15 protein-coding genes are annotated in these 15,637 nt (G+C 72.3%); 5 read left to right on the plus strand and 10 right to left on the minus strand.

What is annotated here, in order from left to right:
• Nucleotides 1–41 precede the first annotated feature (41 nt).
• Nucleotides 42–566: an RNA 2'-phosphotransferase gene (locus ACFWGZ_RS03380; RefSeq protein ID WP_382449838.1), complete on the plus strand. Its 525-nt coding sequence runs from the start codon at nt 42–44 to the stop codon at nt 564–566.
• On the opposite strand, the gene ACFWGZ_RS03385 is transcribed toward ACFWGZ_RS03380, so the two are convergent.
• Genes ACFWGZ_RS03385 through hisD form a run of 5 tightly spaced genes read right to left on the minus strand, consistent with a single transcriptional unit; the run spans nt 563 to nt 6,374 of the window.
• The gene (locus ACFWGZ_RS03385; protein ID WP_382449839.1) at nt 563–3,178 is read right to left on the minus strand and encodes a hypothetical protein; all 2,616 of its coding nucleotides are present in this window, start codon (nt 3,176–3,178) and stop codon (nt 563–565) included. The genes ACFWGZ_RS03380 and ACFWGZ_RS03385 overlap by 4 nt on opposite strands.
• Nucleotides 3,179–3,202: 24 nt before the next feature.
• Complete coding sequence (locus tag ACFWGZ_RS03390; protein WP_382449840.1) at nt 3,203–3,358, minus strand: hypothetical protein; 156 nt, start codon at nt 3,356–3,358, stop codon at nt 3,203–3,205.
• Nucleotides 3,359–3,958 carry an imidazoleglycerol-phosphate dehydratase HisB gene (hisB, locus tag ACFWGZ_RS03395; protein ID WP_382449841.1) on the minus strand — a complete coding sequence of 200 codons (600 nt, stop codon included), beginning with the start codon at nt 3,956–3,958 and terminating at the stop codon, nt 3,359–3,361. It abuts the gene before it with no gap.
• A complete protein-coding gene (locus ACFWGZ_RS03400) occupies nt 3,955–5,061 on the minus strand; it encodes a histidinol-phosphate transaminase (protein ID WP_382449842.1) in 1,107 nt (368 codons plus the stop codon). The genes hisB and ACFWGZ_RS03400 overlap by 4 nt, the downstream gene beginning before the upstream one ends.
• The gene (gene hisD / locus ACFWGZ_RS03405; protein ID WP_382449843.1) at nt 5,058–6,374 is read right to left on the minus strand and encodes a histidinol dehydrogenase; all 1,317 of its coding nucleotides are present in this window, start codon (nt 6,372–6,374) and stop codon (nt 5,058–5,060) included. Before hisD ends, ACFWGZ_RS03400 begins: the two co-directional genes overlap by 4 nt.
• A gap of 132 nt (nt 6,375–6,506) precedes the next feature.
• Here hisD and ACFWGZ_RS03410 point away from each other — a divergent pair, with 132 nt between their 5' ends.
• Nucleotides 6,507–7,802 (plus strand): M14 family metallopeptidase, encoded by a 1,296-nt coding sequence (locus ACFWGZ_RS03410; protein WP_382449844.1) that lies wholly within the window; start codon nt 6,507–6,509, stop codon nt 7,800–7,802.
• Here ACFWGZ_RS03410 and ACFWGZ_RS03415 read toward each other — a convergent pair.
• Nucleotides 7,786–8,907: an aminotransferase class V-fold PLP-dependent enzyme gene (locus ACFWGZ_RS03415; RefSeq protein ID WP_382449845.1), complete on the minus strand. Its 1,122-nt coding sequence runs from the start codon at nt 8,905–8,907 to the stop codon at nt 7,786–7,788. The genes ACFWGZ_RS03410 and ACFWGZ_RS03415 overlap by 17 nt on opposite strands.
• A 34-nt stretch (nt 8,908–8,941) precedes the next feature.
• Here ACFWGZ_RS03415 and ACFWGZ_RS03420 point away from each other — a divergent pair, with 34 nt between their 5' ends.
• Nucleotides 8,942–9,433 (plus strand): hypothetical protein, encoded by a 492-nt coding sequence (locus ACFWGZ_RS03420; protein WP_382449846.1) that lies wholly within the window; start codon nt 8,942–8,944, stop codon nt 9,431–9,433.
• 4 nt (nt 9,434–9,437) lie between these two features.
• Here ACFWGZ_RS03420 and ACFWGZ_RS03425 read toward each other — a convergent pair whose 3' ends face one another.
• A complete protein-coding gene (locus ACFWGZ_RS03425; RefSeq protein WP_382449847.1) occupies nt 9,438–10,940 on the minus strand; it encodes an ABC transporter substrate-binding protein in 1,503 nt (500 codons plus the stop codon).
• 24 nt (nt 10,941–10,964) lie between these two features.
• On the opposite strand from ACFWGZ_RS03425, the gene ACFWGZ_RS03430 reads away from it, so the two are divergent.
• A complete protein-coding gene (locus tag ACFWGZ_RS03430; protein ID WP_382449848.1) occupies nt 10,965–11,744 on the plus strand; it encodes a carbon-nitrogen hydrolase family protein in 780 nt (259 codons plus the stop codon).
• Nucleotides 11,745–11,767: 23 nt separating this feature from the next.
• The gene (locus ACFWGZ_RS03435; protein WP_382449849.1) at nt 11,768–12,196 is read left to right on the plus strand and encodes a hypothetical protein; all 429 of its coding nucleotides are present in this window, start codon (nt 11,768–11,770) and stop codon (nt 12,194–12,196) included.
• On the opposite strand, the gene nadC is transcribed toward ACFWGZ_RS03435, so the two are convergent.
• The 3 genes from nadC to nadA are packed head-to-tail and all read right to left on the minus strand — an operon-like array spanning nt 12,167 to nt 15,635.
• Nucleotides 12,167–13,006, minus strand: a complete 840-nt coding sequence (gene nadC / locus ACFWGZ_RS03440; protein WP_382449850.1) for a carboxylating nicotinate-nucleotide diphosphorylase — start codon at nt 13,004–13,006, stop codon at nt 12,167–12,169. The two genes, ACFWGZ_RS03435 and nadC, sit on opposite strands and share 30 nt — an antisense overlap.
• The gene (locus ACFWGZ_RS03445; protein WP_382449851.1) at nt 13,003–14,616 is read right to left on the minus strand and encodes an L-aspartate oxidase; all 1,614 of its coding nucleotides are present in this window, start codon (nt 14,614–14,616) and stop codon (nt 13,003–13,005) included. The genes nadC and ACFWGZ_RS03445 overlap by 4 nt, the downstream gene beginning before the upstream one ends.
• Nucleotides 14,616–15,635: a quinolinate synthase NadA gene (nadA, locus tag ACFWGZ_RS03450; RefSeq protein ID WP_382449852.1), complete on the minus strand. Its 1,020-nt coding sequence runs from the start codon at nt 15,633–15,635 to the stop codon at nt 14,616–14,618. The genes ACFWGZ_RS03445 and nadA overlap by 1 nt, the downstream gene beginning before the upstream one ends.
• Nucleotides 15,636–15,637: the final 2 nt, after the last annotated feature.

The following is a 15,637-nucleotide window of genomic DNA, read 5'->3' on the forward strand; positions in this document are numbered from 1 at the left end:
CGGCAAAAGCGCTGGACACGCTGTGGTTTGCTACTCGCCAAATGGAACGAGACAGAATGGTCCGCCTCTCCAAGCGGATGTCCAAGGCGTTGCGCCACCAGCCCGAACGCGTCGGCCTCACGCTCGACCCGGCCGGGTGGGTGCCGCTCGCCGACCTGCTGGCCGCGCTCGGCGTGTCCGCCGAGGACGTGCTCGAGGTCGTGGAGCACAACGACAAGAAGCGGTTCACCGTCGACGGTGACCGCATCCGGGCCAACCAGGGGCACAGCGTGCCGGTGGAGCTCGGGCTGCCCGCGGCCGAGCCGCCGGAGGTGCTGTTCCACGGCACGGTGGCGCAGCACCTCGACGACATCATGCGGGACGGGCTGCGGCCCATGTCGCGGCACGACGTGCACCTCTCCCCCGATCGCGAGACCGCTCGCCGGGTCGGGGCGCGGCACGGGCGGCCGGTGGTCCTCGTGGTCGACGCCCGGCGGATGCACGACGACGGGCACGAGTTCCGGCTCAGCGCCAACGGGGTGTGGCTCGCGCAGCACGTGCCCGCGGAGTACCTGACCAGCGCCTAGCCGCAGGTCAGGTCCTCGGGCGGGGTGGTGCCCGCGTAACGCAGCCACTCGTCGGGGGTCAGGGTCCTGGCGGACGTCGCGCAGGCGGTGCGGACCCACTTCTCGGCCGACAGGTCCCACGCGGTCAGGGGTGTGCCGGAGAGGGCCGTGACGAGGCGGTCCGGGCCGTCGAAGGCCGTGCCGATCCGGCTGGAACGGGCGCGCGGCGGCGCCAGCGGGACCTGGCCCAGGCGGTCGCCGGTGGTCAGGTCGGTGACGACCACGACGTGGTCCCGGCGCAGGTGGACGGCGAGGCTCGTGTCCGGTGCCGCGGCGATGCCCGCGAGGTGGGCGTCCTCGGTCGGGATCGTGCGGTGGGACGAGAGGTCGGGCTCCCAGACCTCGATGGTGCCTGCTCGCTGGACCAGCAGGTGGTCGTCGGTGAACGCGACCGCGTCGGCCCGGCCGTCCAGCGTGCGGCGGGTGCCGGTGGTCGTGTCGACCAGCTCCACCGCCGTCGGCGTCGCCACCGCGACCAGGTCGGTGCCGGTGCTGATCGCGGCCAGGGTGCCCGCCGGGGGCCAGCCCGCGTGGTCCAGGCGGCGGCCGAGGGTGATCGTGCGGTCCGCGGTGAAGTCCTCGCCGGAGAAGACCTGCACGTCGCCCTGCTCGTTCACCGTCACGAGCCGGCTGTCGTCCGGGGACGCGCGCAGCGCCAGCAGGTGCTCGGCCGCCACGTCGCCCTTCCAGCGCGAGAGGCGGCGCAGGACCGGTTCGGCCTGCCAGGTCTCGCCGATGCCCTCGGGCAGCGTCACCAGGTAGAGCTTGTCGCCGGCGGAGTTCCAGGCGGCCGGGCCGAAGTCGCTGTCCGGGCCCACGGAGCCGGTGGCGGCACCCAGCGCCACGTCCGGGCCTGCCACCACGGCGGCCCTGCCGTGCGACATGGCGAGCCACGGGGCCGGACAAGCGTTGCAGGACAACGGGGTGCGGGTCGGCAGCGATGAGCTCAGGCGGGTGTTCCTGCGGAGGTCCCACAGCACGAGGCGGTCGTGCGACGCGGACACCAGGCGGTCCCCGGAGCCCAGGAACTCGACGAACGGGGTCTCGTCGTTGCCCTCCAGCCGGACCAGCTCACCCGATTCCGTCATGTCGTAGACGTGGATCGTGCCGGTGTCGGCGACCGCCGTGCGGGCGCCGTCGTCCGTGATCGCCACGTGGGACGGGGTGGGGCGGCCCTGCCGGACCTCCGCGTCCTGGGTGGTGAAGCCGAACGCCGGAACGGCGGTGCGCCACACCCTGGTCAGGCCGTCCATCGACCAGCCGAACTGCGCGCCGTTCGCGGAGGCGCCGTACCAGGACCCGGTGGCGGGCAGCACCTCGCCACGTGCGGCCGACACGACCTCCTGCGAGGCGAGCGACCGACGCACCCACTCCGTGTCGGAGAGCTCCAGCGCGGTCTCGTCGTCGGGGATCCGCAGCGCGAGCAACGGGAACGCCGTCCCGTCGCGCCGGGCGGGCCGGCCGCTCTGTCCATCGTGGACGATCGACGTGAAGCGGTCCTCCGCCATCGCGTGGAAAGCGGTGAACCGACCGGACGGCGACACCGCGACCAGGCCCGAGGACAGGTCGGCCGGCACCTCGATCCGCTGCACCGCGGCGGAACCGTCCCAGCGCACCGCCGAGCCCGCGGCGAACGCGGCGATCACACCACCGGTCGCGCTCACCGCCACCGCCGTCACCGGGTTCGGCCCCACCCTGGTCTCGGACCGCGTGGACGCCGCCAGGTCCAGCCGTACCACCCGGCCGTCGGAGGTGCCGACGACGGCGATCTCGCCGTCGGCCGACGCGGCCAGCGCGGTCACCTCACCGCCGACCTGGACGTACCGGTCGAGCTGCGGCGAAGCGGTCAGCGACTGGAACAACGCGGAGCGGGTCTGCGGGTTCGGCTCGACCCGGTAGGCCCGCGCCGCGAGCACCTGCGCCAGGCCGAGGTCGGTGCGCAGGTTCGCGACGGCCGCCGAGGCCAGGCCACGCGCCGTGGCGGTACGGGCGTCCGCGGTCGCGTCACCGCTGCGCACCACGGCCGTGACCAGTACGGCGACGAGCAACACCGCCACCGCCGCGGCCGCTCCGCGCGCGCAGGACACCGAACGGCGGTGCCGGTGGACGTGCTCACCGACCAGGTCGTCCGTCGCGACGCCGCGCACCACGCTCGCGATCTCGGCGACGCCCTGCCGGAACCGCGGGTTCGCGCTGTCGGCGAGCGTCACGCGGCGCAGGTCGACCCAGCGCGGTTCCTGGCCCAGCGCCGTGCGCACCGCCGCGGGCACCGACCGCGCGTACTCGCCGGAGGTGAGCACGACCAGGATCCGTTGTGCCGGCCGGTGTTCCAGCCACCAGTCGAGCTGGCGCACGACCCGCTCGGGCAGATCTGGCGATGCCACGAGGACGAACCAGCGCGACCGGGCCAGCGCGGCGTCGGCCGGTGCGCCGCTGTCGAGGAACACCCGCGCCGAGCGCGGCCGGTACCAAGGTGTGGCGAACCGCTGCACGCCCCGGCGCAGCGCCGGCCCGAGCGCGCCGTCCAGAGCGGGGCTGTGCGAGAGGAAGGCGTCGTACTCGGGCTCGGTCACGCGCGCGATCTTGTCGGTTCGGGGCTAGAAGAGCCAGAGCACCGCGCCGCCGACCGCCAGAACGGTCAGCACGAGGAGGATGACCGCCAGGGTCTTGGCGGTCTTCCACGTCGTGTAGACGCCACCGCCCAGGAAGCCCGCGAGGGCCAGCAGGCCGATGACGACGACTTCCTTCGGCATCTACAGCACGCCCTTGGTCGACGGGATGCCGCCGACGCGCGGGTCGGGCTCCACGGCCGTGCGCAGGGCGCGGGCGATCGCCTTGTACTCGGCCTCCGCGATGTGGTGCGGGTCGCGGCCGTACTCGACGCGCACGTGCAGCGCGATCTGGGCGTGGAAGGCCAGCGACTCGAACACGTGGCGGTTCAGCACGAACGGGTAGTTGCCGCCGATGACGAACGAGTTGAACTGCTCCGGCTCGCCGCGGTGCACGGTGTAGGGCCGGCCCGAGACGTCGACCGCCGCGTGCGCGAGGGTCTCGTCCATCGGGATCCAGCAGTCGCCGAAGCGGCGGATGCCCTTCTTGTCCCCCAACGCCTCCCGCAGCGCCTGGCCCAGCACGATCGCGATGTCCTCCACGGAGTGGTGGGCGTCGATGTGCGTGTCGCCGGTGGCGCGGACGATCAGGTCGAAGCAGCCGTGCACGCCGAACGCGGTGAGCATGTGGTCGTAGAACGGCACGCCGGTGCTGATCTCGACCTTGCCGGTGCCGTCGAGGTCGATCTCGACGTGGACCGACGACTCCCTCGTGGTGCGCTCGACCTTGCCCACACGACTCACCGGCTGACCTCCAAGCTGGCCGCGAGGAACGCGTCGTTCTCCTCGGGCGTTCCGATGGTCACCCGCAGGTGACCCGCGATTCCGACGTCCCTGATGAGCACACCGTGCTCCAGGTAGGACTTCCAGGTCTCCCGCGCGTTCTCGAACCAGCCGAACAGCACGAAGTTCGCGTCCGACGGCACGACCTGGAAACCGAGCTCCCGCAACGAGGCCATGACCCGGTCGCGTTCGGCGGCGAGCAGCGCCACCGACCCGAGGGTCTCGGCGGCGTGCCGCAGCGACGCCCGCGCCGCGGCCTGCGTCAGCTGCGAGAGGTGGTACGGCAGGCGCACCAGCTGCAACGCGTCGACCACGGCCGGGGCCGCCGCCAGGTAGCCCAGGCGGCCACCGGCGAAGGCGAACGCCTTGGACATGGTGCGCGAGACGATCAGCCGCGACCCGAACTCGTCGAGCAGCCCGATCGCGCTCTCCTGCGGCGAGAACTCGGCGTAGGCCTCGTCGACGACGATCACGCCGGGAGCGGCGGCGATCAGCACGCGCAGGTCGTCGAGCGGGATCGACTGGCCGGTCGGGTTGTTCGGCGACGTCACGAAGACGACGTCCGGCCGCGTCTCGGCGATCACCGCGGCGGCCTTCTCCACGTCGAGCGAGAAGTCGGGACGGCGCGGCGCCGGCGACCACTCGGTGCGCGTGCCGGCGGCGATGATCGGGTGCATCGAGTACGACGGCTCGAAGCCCAGCGCGACCCGGCCGGGACCGCCGAAGGCCTGCAGCACCTGCTGGAGGATTTCGTTGGACCCGTTGGCGGCCCAGACGTTCTCGGCCGTCAGCGTGACCGAGGTGGCCTCGGTGAGGTAGGCCGCCAGGTCTTCGCGCAACGCCACCGCGTCGCGGTCCGGGTACCGGTGCAGGTCGGCCGCGATCTCCGCCACGGCCGCGACGACGTCGGCGGCCAGCGCGTCCGACGGCGCGTACGGGTTCTCGTTGGTGTTCAGGCGGTACGGGACGTCGAGCTGCGGCGCGCCGTAGGGCGTGCGGCCGCGCAGGTCCTCGCGCAGCGGCAGGTCGGACAGCTCCACTCGCGCACCCACGACCGGTTTCATCGGGCGAACCTCGCGGTGACGGCCTGCCCGTGCGCGGGCAGGTCCTCCGCGTTGGCCAGCGCGACGACCTTGTCCGCGACCTCGCGCAGGGCTTCCTCGGAGTAGTCGATCAGGTGGATGCCGCGCAAGAACGTCTGCACGGACAGCCCGGACGAGTGCCGCGCGCAGCCGCCGGTGGGCAGCACGTGGTTGGAGCCCGCGCAGTAGTCGCCCAGCGACACCGGCGCGTACGCGCCGACGAAGATCGCGCCGGCGGACCGGATCCGCCCCGCCACCTCGCGGGCGTCGCGGGTCTGGATCTCCAGGTGCTCGGCGGCGTAGGCGTCGACGACCCGGATGCCCTCGTCCACCGAGGACACCAGCACGACGCCGGACTGCTTGCCGCTCAACGCCGTGCGGATGCGCTCGTGGTGCTTGGTGGCACCGATCTGGCGCTCCAGCTCGGCGTCCACCGCGTCCGCGAGCTCGTCGGAGTCGGTGACGAGCACCGACGCCGCCAGCGGGTCGTGCTCGGCCTGGGAGATCAGGTCGGCGGCCACGTGCACCGGGTCGGCCGTGGAGTCGGCGAGGACCGCGATCTCGGTCGGGCCCGCCTCGGAGTCGATGCCGATCAGGCCGCGCAGCAGGCGCTTGGCCGCCGTCGTGTAGATGTTGCCGGGACCGGTGACGATGTCGACCGGCGCCAGCTCGGCTCCGTCGGTGTCCACGCCGCCGTGCGCCATCAGCGCCACGGCCTGCGCGCCGCCCGCGGCCCACACCTCGCCGACGCCGAGCAGTTCGGCGGCGGCCAGGATCGTCGGGTGCGGCAGGCCGCCGAACTCCGCCTGCGGCGGGGAGACCACCACCAGCGACTCGACGCCCGCGATCTGGGCGGGCACGACGTTCATGACCACGGTCGACGGGTAGACGGCGAGGCCACCGGGCGCGTACAGGCCGACGCGGGCGACCGGCACCCACTTCTCCGTGACGGTGCCGCCGGGCACGACCTGGGTGGTCGTCTCGGTGCGGCGCTGGTCGGCGTGCACGCGGCGGGTGCGCGTGATCGCCTCCTCCAGCGCCTCGCGCACGGCCGGGTCGAGGGAGGCCAGGGCGGACGTGAGCTCGGCCGCGGGCACGCGCACCGCGGCGGGGCGGACGCGGTCGAACTTCTCGGTGTACTCGAGGACGGCCTCGACGCCGCGTTCGGCGACGGCGTCCACCACCGGGCGCACGTGGTGCAGCACCGCGTCCACGTCCACCTCGGCGCGCGGCACGACGGCGCGCAGCTGAGCGGGGGTCGTGGTGCGACCTCGCAGGTCGATGCGGTTCAGCATGTCCACCAGCCTAGTTGCCGCCAAAATCTGTCAACGGTCACCCCGCGAACGGCGCTACTGCGCCTGTGACGGCCCGGCCACGCTCGGTTGGGCACAACTCCGTCGCAAACCCCTGCTGATGATGGAGGAACGATGTTCAGCAAGAGCCGCGGCAAGATCGCCGCAGTGCTCGCCGTCTGCCTGCCCGTGCTGGTCGCGGGCATGGCGTCGCCCAGCACGGCCGACTCCGGCCGGTACCTGCTGGAGGTCACGGCGAACACGTCCGCAGAACGCACGCAGGTCGCCCGGATCGGCGTCGACGTGCTCGGCGCGACCAAGCTCACCACGGTCTCGGTCGTCGCGGACAAGTCGCAGTACCAGGCCCTGAAGGCGACCGGTCTGCCGATCAAGTACGTCGGCGACTTCGAGCAGCAGCTCAAGAGCCTCGGCAAGGTGGACTTCGCGGACCCGCAGCCGGGTCAGGTCGGCACGCAGGACTTCCCGTCCGGCTACACCGGCTACCACAACTTCGCCGAGATGACGGCCGAGCTGCAGCAGACCGTCGCCGACCACCCGACGCTCGCGAGCCTGCGCAGCATCGGCAAGAGCTACCAGAACCGGGACATCTGGGCGCTCAAGATCAGCGACAACGTCGCGACCGACGAGAGCGAGCCGGAGGTGCTGTTCACCTGCAACCAGCACGCCCGCGAGCACCTCACGGTCGAGCAGTGCCTGCAGATCATCAAGCGCTACACCGACAACTACGCGAGCTCGGCGATCAAGAGCCTGGTGGACAGCCGCGAGGTGTGGTTCGTCCCGATGGTCAACCCGGACGGCGTCGAGTACGACATCGCGACCGGGTCGTTCCGCGGCTGGCGCAAGAACCGCCAGGGCAACGGCACCGACCTCAACCGCAACTGGGGCTACAAGTGGGGCTGCTGCGGCGGTTCCAGCGGCAGCAGCACGTCCGACACCTACCGCGGCACCGCGGCGTTCTCCGCGCCGGAGACGACCGTGCTGCGCAACTTCGTGAACTCGCGCGTCGTCGGCGGCGTCCAGCAGATCAAGACGAACATCGACTTCCACTCGTTCTCGGAGCTGGTGCTGTGGCCCTACGGCTACACCAACGCCGACACCGACACGGGCCTGAACGCCGACGAGGCGCGGGCGTTCCAGACGCTGGGCCGGCAGATGGCCGCCACCAACGGCTACACGCCGGAGCAGGCGAGCGACCTCTACATCACCGACGGCACCATCGACGACTGGATGTGGGGCCAGCACAAGATCTGGTCGTACACCTTCGAGATGTACCCGACGAGCGGCGGCCTCAACGGCTTCTACCCGCGTGACACGGTCATCGCGCAGCAGACCTCGCGCAACGACCGCGCCGTCGACCTGTTCGTCGGGTACTCGGACTGCGTGAAGCGGGTCATCAACCTGACCTGCTGATCCTCTCCAGCGCCCGGTCGATCTCCTCGGCGGTGACGAAGTAGTGCGGGGAGGCCCGCACTACTTCGTCCAGGCCGCGCCGGGTCATGTCGAACCGGGTCGACGCGCGCTGCGAGACGGTGACGGCCACGTTCTCGCGCCACAGCCGGTCCTTCAGCTCCACCGCCGGCTCCCGGTCGCTCGTGAACGTGACGATGCCGGACCGCCGTTCGCCCAGGTCCCGGACGGTGATGCCGGGCAGGTCGGCGAGGCCCTCGCGCAGGCGCCGGGCGCGCTCCCCCACCTCGGCCTCGATCACGTCGAGGCCCTTGGCCAGCGCGTACCTGGCGGCGGCGATCAGGCCGAGCCGGTCGGCGACGCCGAACTCCCAGAGCTCGAACACCCGCGCGTCGGCGCGCGGCTCGAAGCGGTCCAGGTCGGTCCACTCGGCGGCGCTGTGGTCCATCAGCCGCGGCCGCAACCGTTCGCGCACGTCGTCGCGGACGACCAGCGCGCCCGTGCCGCGTGGTCCGCGCAACCACTTCCGGCCGGTGCAGACGAGCATGTCGTAGTCGACGGCGCTCAGATCGAGCTGGCCCGTGGACTGGCACGCGTCGAGCAGCACCAGCGCGCCGACCTCGCGGGCCTTCGCCGTGACCTCGTTCACCGGGTTGACCAGGCCGCCGTTGGTCGGCACGTGCACCAGTGAGATCAGCTTGACCCGTTCGTCCAGGTCCAGGGCGTCGACATCGAGCTGGCCGTGGCGGTCGGACGGGACGACCTCGATCGTGGCTCCGGTCTCCTCCGCGCGCCGCAGCATCGGCACGGCGTTGCCGCCGTACTCGACCTCGGTGACGAGGACGCGGTCGCCCTTCGCGAGCGGGACGGCGTCGAACGCGGTGAGCCACGAGCGGGTCGCGCTGTCGGTGAAGGCGACCTCGGACGGCGCGCAGCCGAACAGCTCGGCCAGCACGCCGTAGCCAGCCTCCAGGTCGTCACGGCGTTCGGCGGCGGCGCGGTAGCCGCCGATCTCGGTCTCGCGGCGCAGGTGCCCGACGACCTCGTCCACGACCTCGGCGGGCATGATCGAGGAACCGGCGCTGTCCAGGAAGATCAGGTCGCTCACGACCTGCACTGTGCCACGAAATAGGCTCGTCGCCATGGTGGAGATCCCCTACGGCAAGCGCATGCGGCCGCGCTACTGGCGGTTCCTGATCATCACGGCGGTCGGGATCGCCCTCGTCGCGTTCGCGCTGGACGTCCCGTGGCTGCTGATCACCCTGAGCGTGCTCGGCGTGCTGAACGCGGTCGTGTGCGTGGGCGCGCTCTACGTCCTGCACAAGCAGCCGCACACGATCTCCGCCGACGAGCTGCGGCTGCGGCAGCTCGGGTTCTTCGACTGGCGCATCCCCACCGGGGACCTCGGGGCGGCGCAGGTCGCCGAGCGCTCGCACAAGGGGCAGCGCAGCGTCGAGGTGATCGGCGACGCGCTCGTCATCCAGTCGCTGACCAAGACGAACGTGTCGGTGCCGTTCCACGAGCCGCAGCTCGTGGACCTCGGCAAGACGGGCGCCCAGCGGGTCGGACGGGTCGAGTTCTGGGCCGACGACCCGCAGAAGGCCGTGCGGGACATCAACGCCCGGACCACGTGAGGCCCTACTTGGGCTCCCACTTGTCCAGGTTCCACCACGGACCCCAGGTCAGCGCCCCGTAGGAGTTCGGGTCGACCACGGGCTCGTAGCCGTTCCACGAGTCGCGCAGCACGTAGGCGTGCTCCGGGAACACGAGCACCACCATCGACGGCGCGCCGACGAACGCCTGCTGGAACAGCTTGTACGCCACCGCCCGCTGCGCCGGGTCGATGAGCTTGCGGCCGTTCTCGAGCGCCGTGTCGGCGGCGGGGCTGCCCTGGCCGCGCAGGCCGTAGAGCATCAGGTCCGGGTCGAACGGCGAGCCTTCGCCGTAGAGCAGCGCGTCGGTGCCCATGCGGGGGCGGATCGCCTCCCACGACAGGCCGGCCAGCTGCACGTCCACGCCCACGGCCTTGGCGTCGGCCGCGAACGCCGTCGCGAGGTCGGCGCGCAGGTCGTCGCCCAGCGGGTACATCAGCGTGAAGCGGGCCGCGACGCCCTCGCGGGCCCGGATGCCGTCGGCGCCCGCGACCCAGCCGGAGGCCTCCAGCAGCCGGACGGCCTCCGCCTTGTCGAAGCGGAACTTCGCGCTCGGGTCGAACTCCTCGGCCAGCGCGTCCGGCACCGGCGTGTACGCGACGGTGCCCTTGCCCTCCAGCAGGCTGTCGATCATGCCCTGGCGGTTGGTGGCGTAGTTGAGCGCGAGGCGGACGGCGGCGTTGCCGGTGACCGGGTGGGCGGCGGGCAGCGTGACGGACCGGTAGTCGGCGCTGCGGTGGTACTGCACGGTCAGGCCCGACCTGCCGGTGAACGTCCCGGCGAGCTTGGGCGGCAGCACCGTGCCGTCGAACTCGCCGTCCTGCATGCGGCGGGAGCGCTGGTTGTCGTCGGTGACGAAGACGACGGTGACCTTCTTGACCTTGGGCGCGCCGGCGAAGTAGCCCTCGTTCGCCTCCAGCAGCAGCCGGTCGCCCTTGCGCCACTCGGTGACCTTGTACGGGCCGGTGCCGACCGGCTGCCCGTTCGCGTTCGCCTGCTCGCTGGGCAGGATGCCGAGCACGAGCAGGTGCGGGAACGCGGCCTGCGTCTGCGCGAGGGTGAAGCGGACCGTCGACGGGTCGACCTGCTCGACGCCCCGCAGCGTGCTGAACCGGTCCTTGACCTGGCTCTGCAGCGCGGCGGTGTAGGTGGCGACGACGTCCTCGGCGCCGAACGCGGTGCCGTCGGTGAACTTCACGTCGCCGCGCAGCTTCACCGTCCAGCTCAGCCCGTCCGCGGCCGGTTCGGGCAGGTCGGCGGCGAGGTCGGGGCGCAGCGAGCCGTCCTGGCGGTGCTCGACGAGACCGTTGTAGATCTTCGACACGCCCTGGGCGCCGTAGCCGAGCAACGGGTTCAGCGTCGCCGGCTCGTCGCGGTCGGCGAGCACGATCGACGTGCCGTTCGTGCCACCGTCGGGACGCGGTGTGGCGGTCTCGGTGCAGCCCGCGACGGCCAGCAACACGACGAGGAGCAGTGGGGAACGACGCACGGTCCGGACCCTACAGTGATCCCCATGCGCATCGCCGTGAGTCAGATCAGCTCCACCACCGACCCCAGGTCGAACCTGGAACTGGTCCGCGACGCGGTGCGCAGGGCCGACGGCGCGCGCGTCGTGCTGCTGCCGGAGGCGACGATGTGCCGTTTCGGCGTGCCCCTCGGGCCGGTCGCGGAGCCGCTCGACGGGCCGTGGGCCCGCGCGGTGCGCGAGATCGCCGTCGAGCACGACGTGGTGGTCGTGGCGGGCATGTTCACGCCGTCCGGTGACCGGGTGACGAACACGCTGCTGGTGACCGGCCCCGACGTTCACCTGGGGTACGACAAGATTCACCTGTTCGACGCGTTCGGGTTCCAGGAGTCGCGCACGGTCGCGCCGGGGTCGGACGTGGTGACGTTCGAGGTCGACGGCGTCACGCTGGGCGTGGCGACCTGTTACGACGTGCGCTTCCCGGAGCTCTTCCGCGCACTGGCCGACCGGGGTGCGTCGGCCGTGCTGCTCGGTGCGTCGTGGGGTGCCGGGCCGGGCAAGAAGGAGCAGTGGGAACTGCTGGTGCGAGCGCGCGCCCTCGACTGCACGTCGTTCGTCGTGGCGTGCGGGCAGGCCTACCCCGGTGACCTGGGGTCGTCCGCACCGACCGGGATCGGGTTCTCGACCGTGGCGGACCCGTTCGGCACCGTCGTACTGCAGCTCTCGGACCAGCCCGAGGTGTCGGTCGTGGACCTCGACCTCGGTGCGGTGGAGAAGGCGCGCGAGGTGCTGCCGGTGCTCGCCAACCGGCGCTTGACCTCCAGCTAGGTCGAGCCCGCAGGATCGGAGCCATGACTCTTCCCGATCTGCCGCCGTTCGTCCGCGGCCGCGAGGACCTCGACGGCTTCACCCTCTACCGCACCGGCGGGATGGCCGGGCGCGACCAGGAGGTGGGCTGCGTCGTGCTGGTCACGATCGACACCGACGACGAGGCGACCGCGAAGGCGTGGGTCGACTCGGTGTTCGTGTCGCTCGCGAGCGACCCGAAGTCGCACCCCGGCGGCATCTCCGCCGCGTTCCACGTCCGCGACGACGGCCGGCAGGTGGTCAACTACGCCGAGTGGCGCAGCGCGGACGACCACGTCGACGCGCTGTCCGACGGCAACGGCGTCGGCTCGGCCACCGCTGACTGGCGCCGGGTGCAGAGCTTTCCCGGCGTCCGTCAGGGTGGTTTCGTGCGCTACCGGCCGTCAGCGGAGGTCCAGGCCGAGGTCGAGTGACGGGCTGGAGTGGGTGAGACCGCCGACCGCGAGGTAGTCGACGCCCGTCTCGGCGTACGCGCGGGCCACGTCCAGCGTGAGCCCGCCGGACGCCTCCAGCTTCACCCCCGCCGGCCGGCGGCGCACGGCCTCCGCGCACTGCTCGGGCGTGAAGTTGTCCAGCAGCACCAGTTCCGCGCCCTCGGCGATCGCCTCGTCGAACTGCTCCAGGCTGTCGACCTCGACCTCCATCAGCAACTCCGGCGCGTGCGCGCGGGCCGCGCGGATCGCGGCGCCGACCGAGCCGGCCGCGGCGACGTGGTTGTCCTTGATGAGGATCGCGTCGCCGAGGCCCATGCGGTGGTTCACGCCGCCGCCGCACCGGACCGCGTACTTCTGCAGCAGGCGCAGGCCCGGCAGCGTCTTGCGGCTGTCGCGCACCCGCGCGCCGGTGCCCTCGATCGCGTCGACCCAGCGCGCGGTCCGCGTGGCGATGCCGGACAGGTGGCAGACCAGGTTCAACGCCGTGCGCTCGACCGTGAGCAGGCCGCGGGTCGGCCCGGTCAGCACCAGCGCGGGCTCGCCGGGGACCGCCTTGGTGCCGTCCGCGGCCTCCGAGACCACCTCGACCTCGGGCAGGTGGTGCTGGAAGGCCGTGCGGGCGACGGAAACGCCGCACAGAACGCCCGGTGAGCGCGGCGTGATCTCGGCGGTGGCGACGGCGTTTTCCGGCACCGTCGCGAGCGTCGTGGCGTCGAGGCCGTAGCGGAGGTCCTCCTCCAGGGCGAGCCGGATGACGCGCCCGGCGTCCTCCCAGTCGATCTCGGTCATGCGACACCCTCTGCCAGGACGGGATCGGCCAGCACGGGCTGACCGGTCGGCGTGAGCCGGACGAGCTGACTGCGTTGCCACGCCTGCGCACGCTCGGTGAAGTCCGTGCGGACGTGGCAGCCGCGCGACTCCGTGCGTTCCTGCGCGGCCGCGATCAGGGCGCGGGCGGCCATCGTGAGCGCCGCGTCCTCGACCAGTTCGCGCGACTCCAGCTGCTTGTCCACAGTGGACACGTCGAGCACCGAGCCGACGACGGCGAGACCTTCCGCGTCGCGGCCGATCGCGGCGTAGCGGGACATCACGCGCTGGAGCAGGTCGCGGTCCGCCACCGGCGCCGTCGGCAGGACGGGGTCGGCGGTGCGGACCGGTGCGATCAGGCCGATCGCGAGGTCCGCGGCCACGGCCTCGGCGGCACGGGTTCCGCAGACCAGGCCCTCGAGCAAGCTGTTGGACGCCAGGCGGTTCGCGCCGTGCAGACCGGTGCGGGCGACCTCGCCGACCGCGTACAGGCCGGTCACGCCGGTGCGCCCGTCGACGGAGGACACCACGCCGCCGCAGGCGAAGTGCGCCGCCGGGGCGACGGGGATCGGGTCCACGGAAGGGTCGACGCCGACCGAGACGCACGCCGAGTACACCGTCGGGAAGCGCGTCGCCATGTCGTGCAACGCCGTCGCGTCCAGGAAGACGTGGTCGTCGACGCCACCGGGTCCCTGCGCCATGTGCCGGGTGATCGCGGCCGCCACGACGTCGCGCGGGGCCAGGTCCTCCAGCGGGTGCACGCCCTTCATCACGCGGGCGCCGGTCGCGTCGACCAGCACGGCGCCTTCGCCGCGCACCGCCTCCGTGACGAGCGGGCAGCGGCCGCGCGCGCCGCGCCCGGTGTAGAGGACGGTCGGGTGGAACTGGATGAACTCGACGTCCGCGGCCAGCGCGCCGGCGCGCAGGGCGAGCGCGAGGCCGTCGCCCGTGGCCACCGCCGGGTTCGAGGTCGCCTGGTACATCTGGCCGATGCCGCCGGTCGCGAGCAGGACGGCGGGCGCGGTGAGCACGCCGGGCACGCCGTTGCCGTCCAGGACCAGCAGTCCGGCGACCGCACCGAGCGGCGTCTTGACCGCGTCGACCGCGACGTGGTTCTCCAGCAGGGGAACCCGTCCGTCCACAGTGGCCTTGAGCAGGGCCCGTTCGACCTCGGCGCCGGTCGCGTCGCCACCGGCGTGCACGACGCGGAACGCGCTGTGGCCGCCTTCCCGCGTGCGTTCGAGCAGGCCGTCCGGCTTGGCGTCGAACACCGCGCCGCGCTCGCGCAGCCGTGCCACGGCCCGCGGTCCATCGCCGATGATCGCGGTGACCGCGGCCGCGTCGCAGAGGCCCGCGCCCGCCGTCAGCGTGTCCTCGACGTGCTTGCCGACCGTGTCGCCGGGGTCGTGCTGGTCCTCCATGACGACGGCGACGCCACCCTGCGCCCAGCGCGTGTTGCCGTCGTCGCCCTCGGCCTTCGTGACGACCAGGACCCGCAGTCCCAGCTCACGGGCCCGCAGCGCGGCGGTGAGACCCGCCACGCCCGTGCCGACCACGACCAGGTCGGCTCGCGCCTCCCAGCGCGCGGCCATCACTCACCGCCGCCGGGCTGGCCGATCTCGATCATGCGCTGCACGGCGCCCTGGGCGCGCTGGGCGGTCTCCAGGTCGACGTGCACCTCGTCCAGGCCGTCGCGCACGCACCGCAGCAACGCGGCCGGCGTGATCATCTTCATGTAGGTGCAGGACGCGCGGTCGTTGACGGCGCGGAAGTCGATCTCCGGGGCGGCCTTGCGCAGCTGGTGCAGCATGCCGACCTCGGTCGCGACGAGCACCTTGCGCGCATTGGTGCTGCGGGCGGCGGTGATCATGTCGCCGGTCGAGAGGATCTTGACCTTCTCCGCCGGGACGATGCCCTCGCCGCTGAGGTAGAGGGCGCTGGTGGCGCAGCCGCACTCGGGGTGGATGAACAGGTCGGCGTCCGGGTTCGCCGCGGCGCGCTCAGCCAGTTCGGGCCCGTTGATGCCGGCGTGCACGTGGCACTCGCCCGCCCAGATGTGCAGGTTCTCGCGGCCCGTCTCGCGCTTCACGTGCGCGCCCAGGAACTGGTCCGGGCAGAACAGCACCTCGCGGTCGGCGGGGATCGAGCGCACCACGTCGACGGCGTTGGACGACGTGCAGCAGATGTCCGTCTCGGCCTTGACCTCGGCGGTGGTGTTCACATAGGACACGACCACGGCACCGGGGTGCTGCGCCTTCCACTCGCGCAGCTGCGCGCCGGTGATCGAGTCGGCGAGCGAGCAGCCCGCGCGCTCGTCCGGGATCAGCACCGTCTTCTGCGGGGCGAGGATCTTCGCGGTCTCGGCCATGAAGTGCACGCCGCAGAAGATGATGGTCTGCGCGTCGGACTGCGCCGCGATCCGGCTGAGCGCCAGCGAGTCGCCGGTGTGGTGGGCGATGTCCTGGATCTCGGGCAGCTGGTAGTTGTGCGCCAGGATGACGGCGTCCCGCTCCTTCGCGAGGCGCAACACCTCGTCCCGCCACGCGGCGTTCGGCTCGACTCCGCCGTAGACGCCCGACGCGGTTCGCTCCACGGTTGCGGTAGCGACCATCA

This window comes from Lentzea sp. NPDC060358 (assembly GCF_042725365.1).
GTDB lineage: Bacteria > Actinomycetota > Actinomycetes > Mycobacteriales > Pseudonocardiaceae > Lentzea.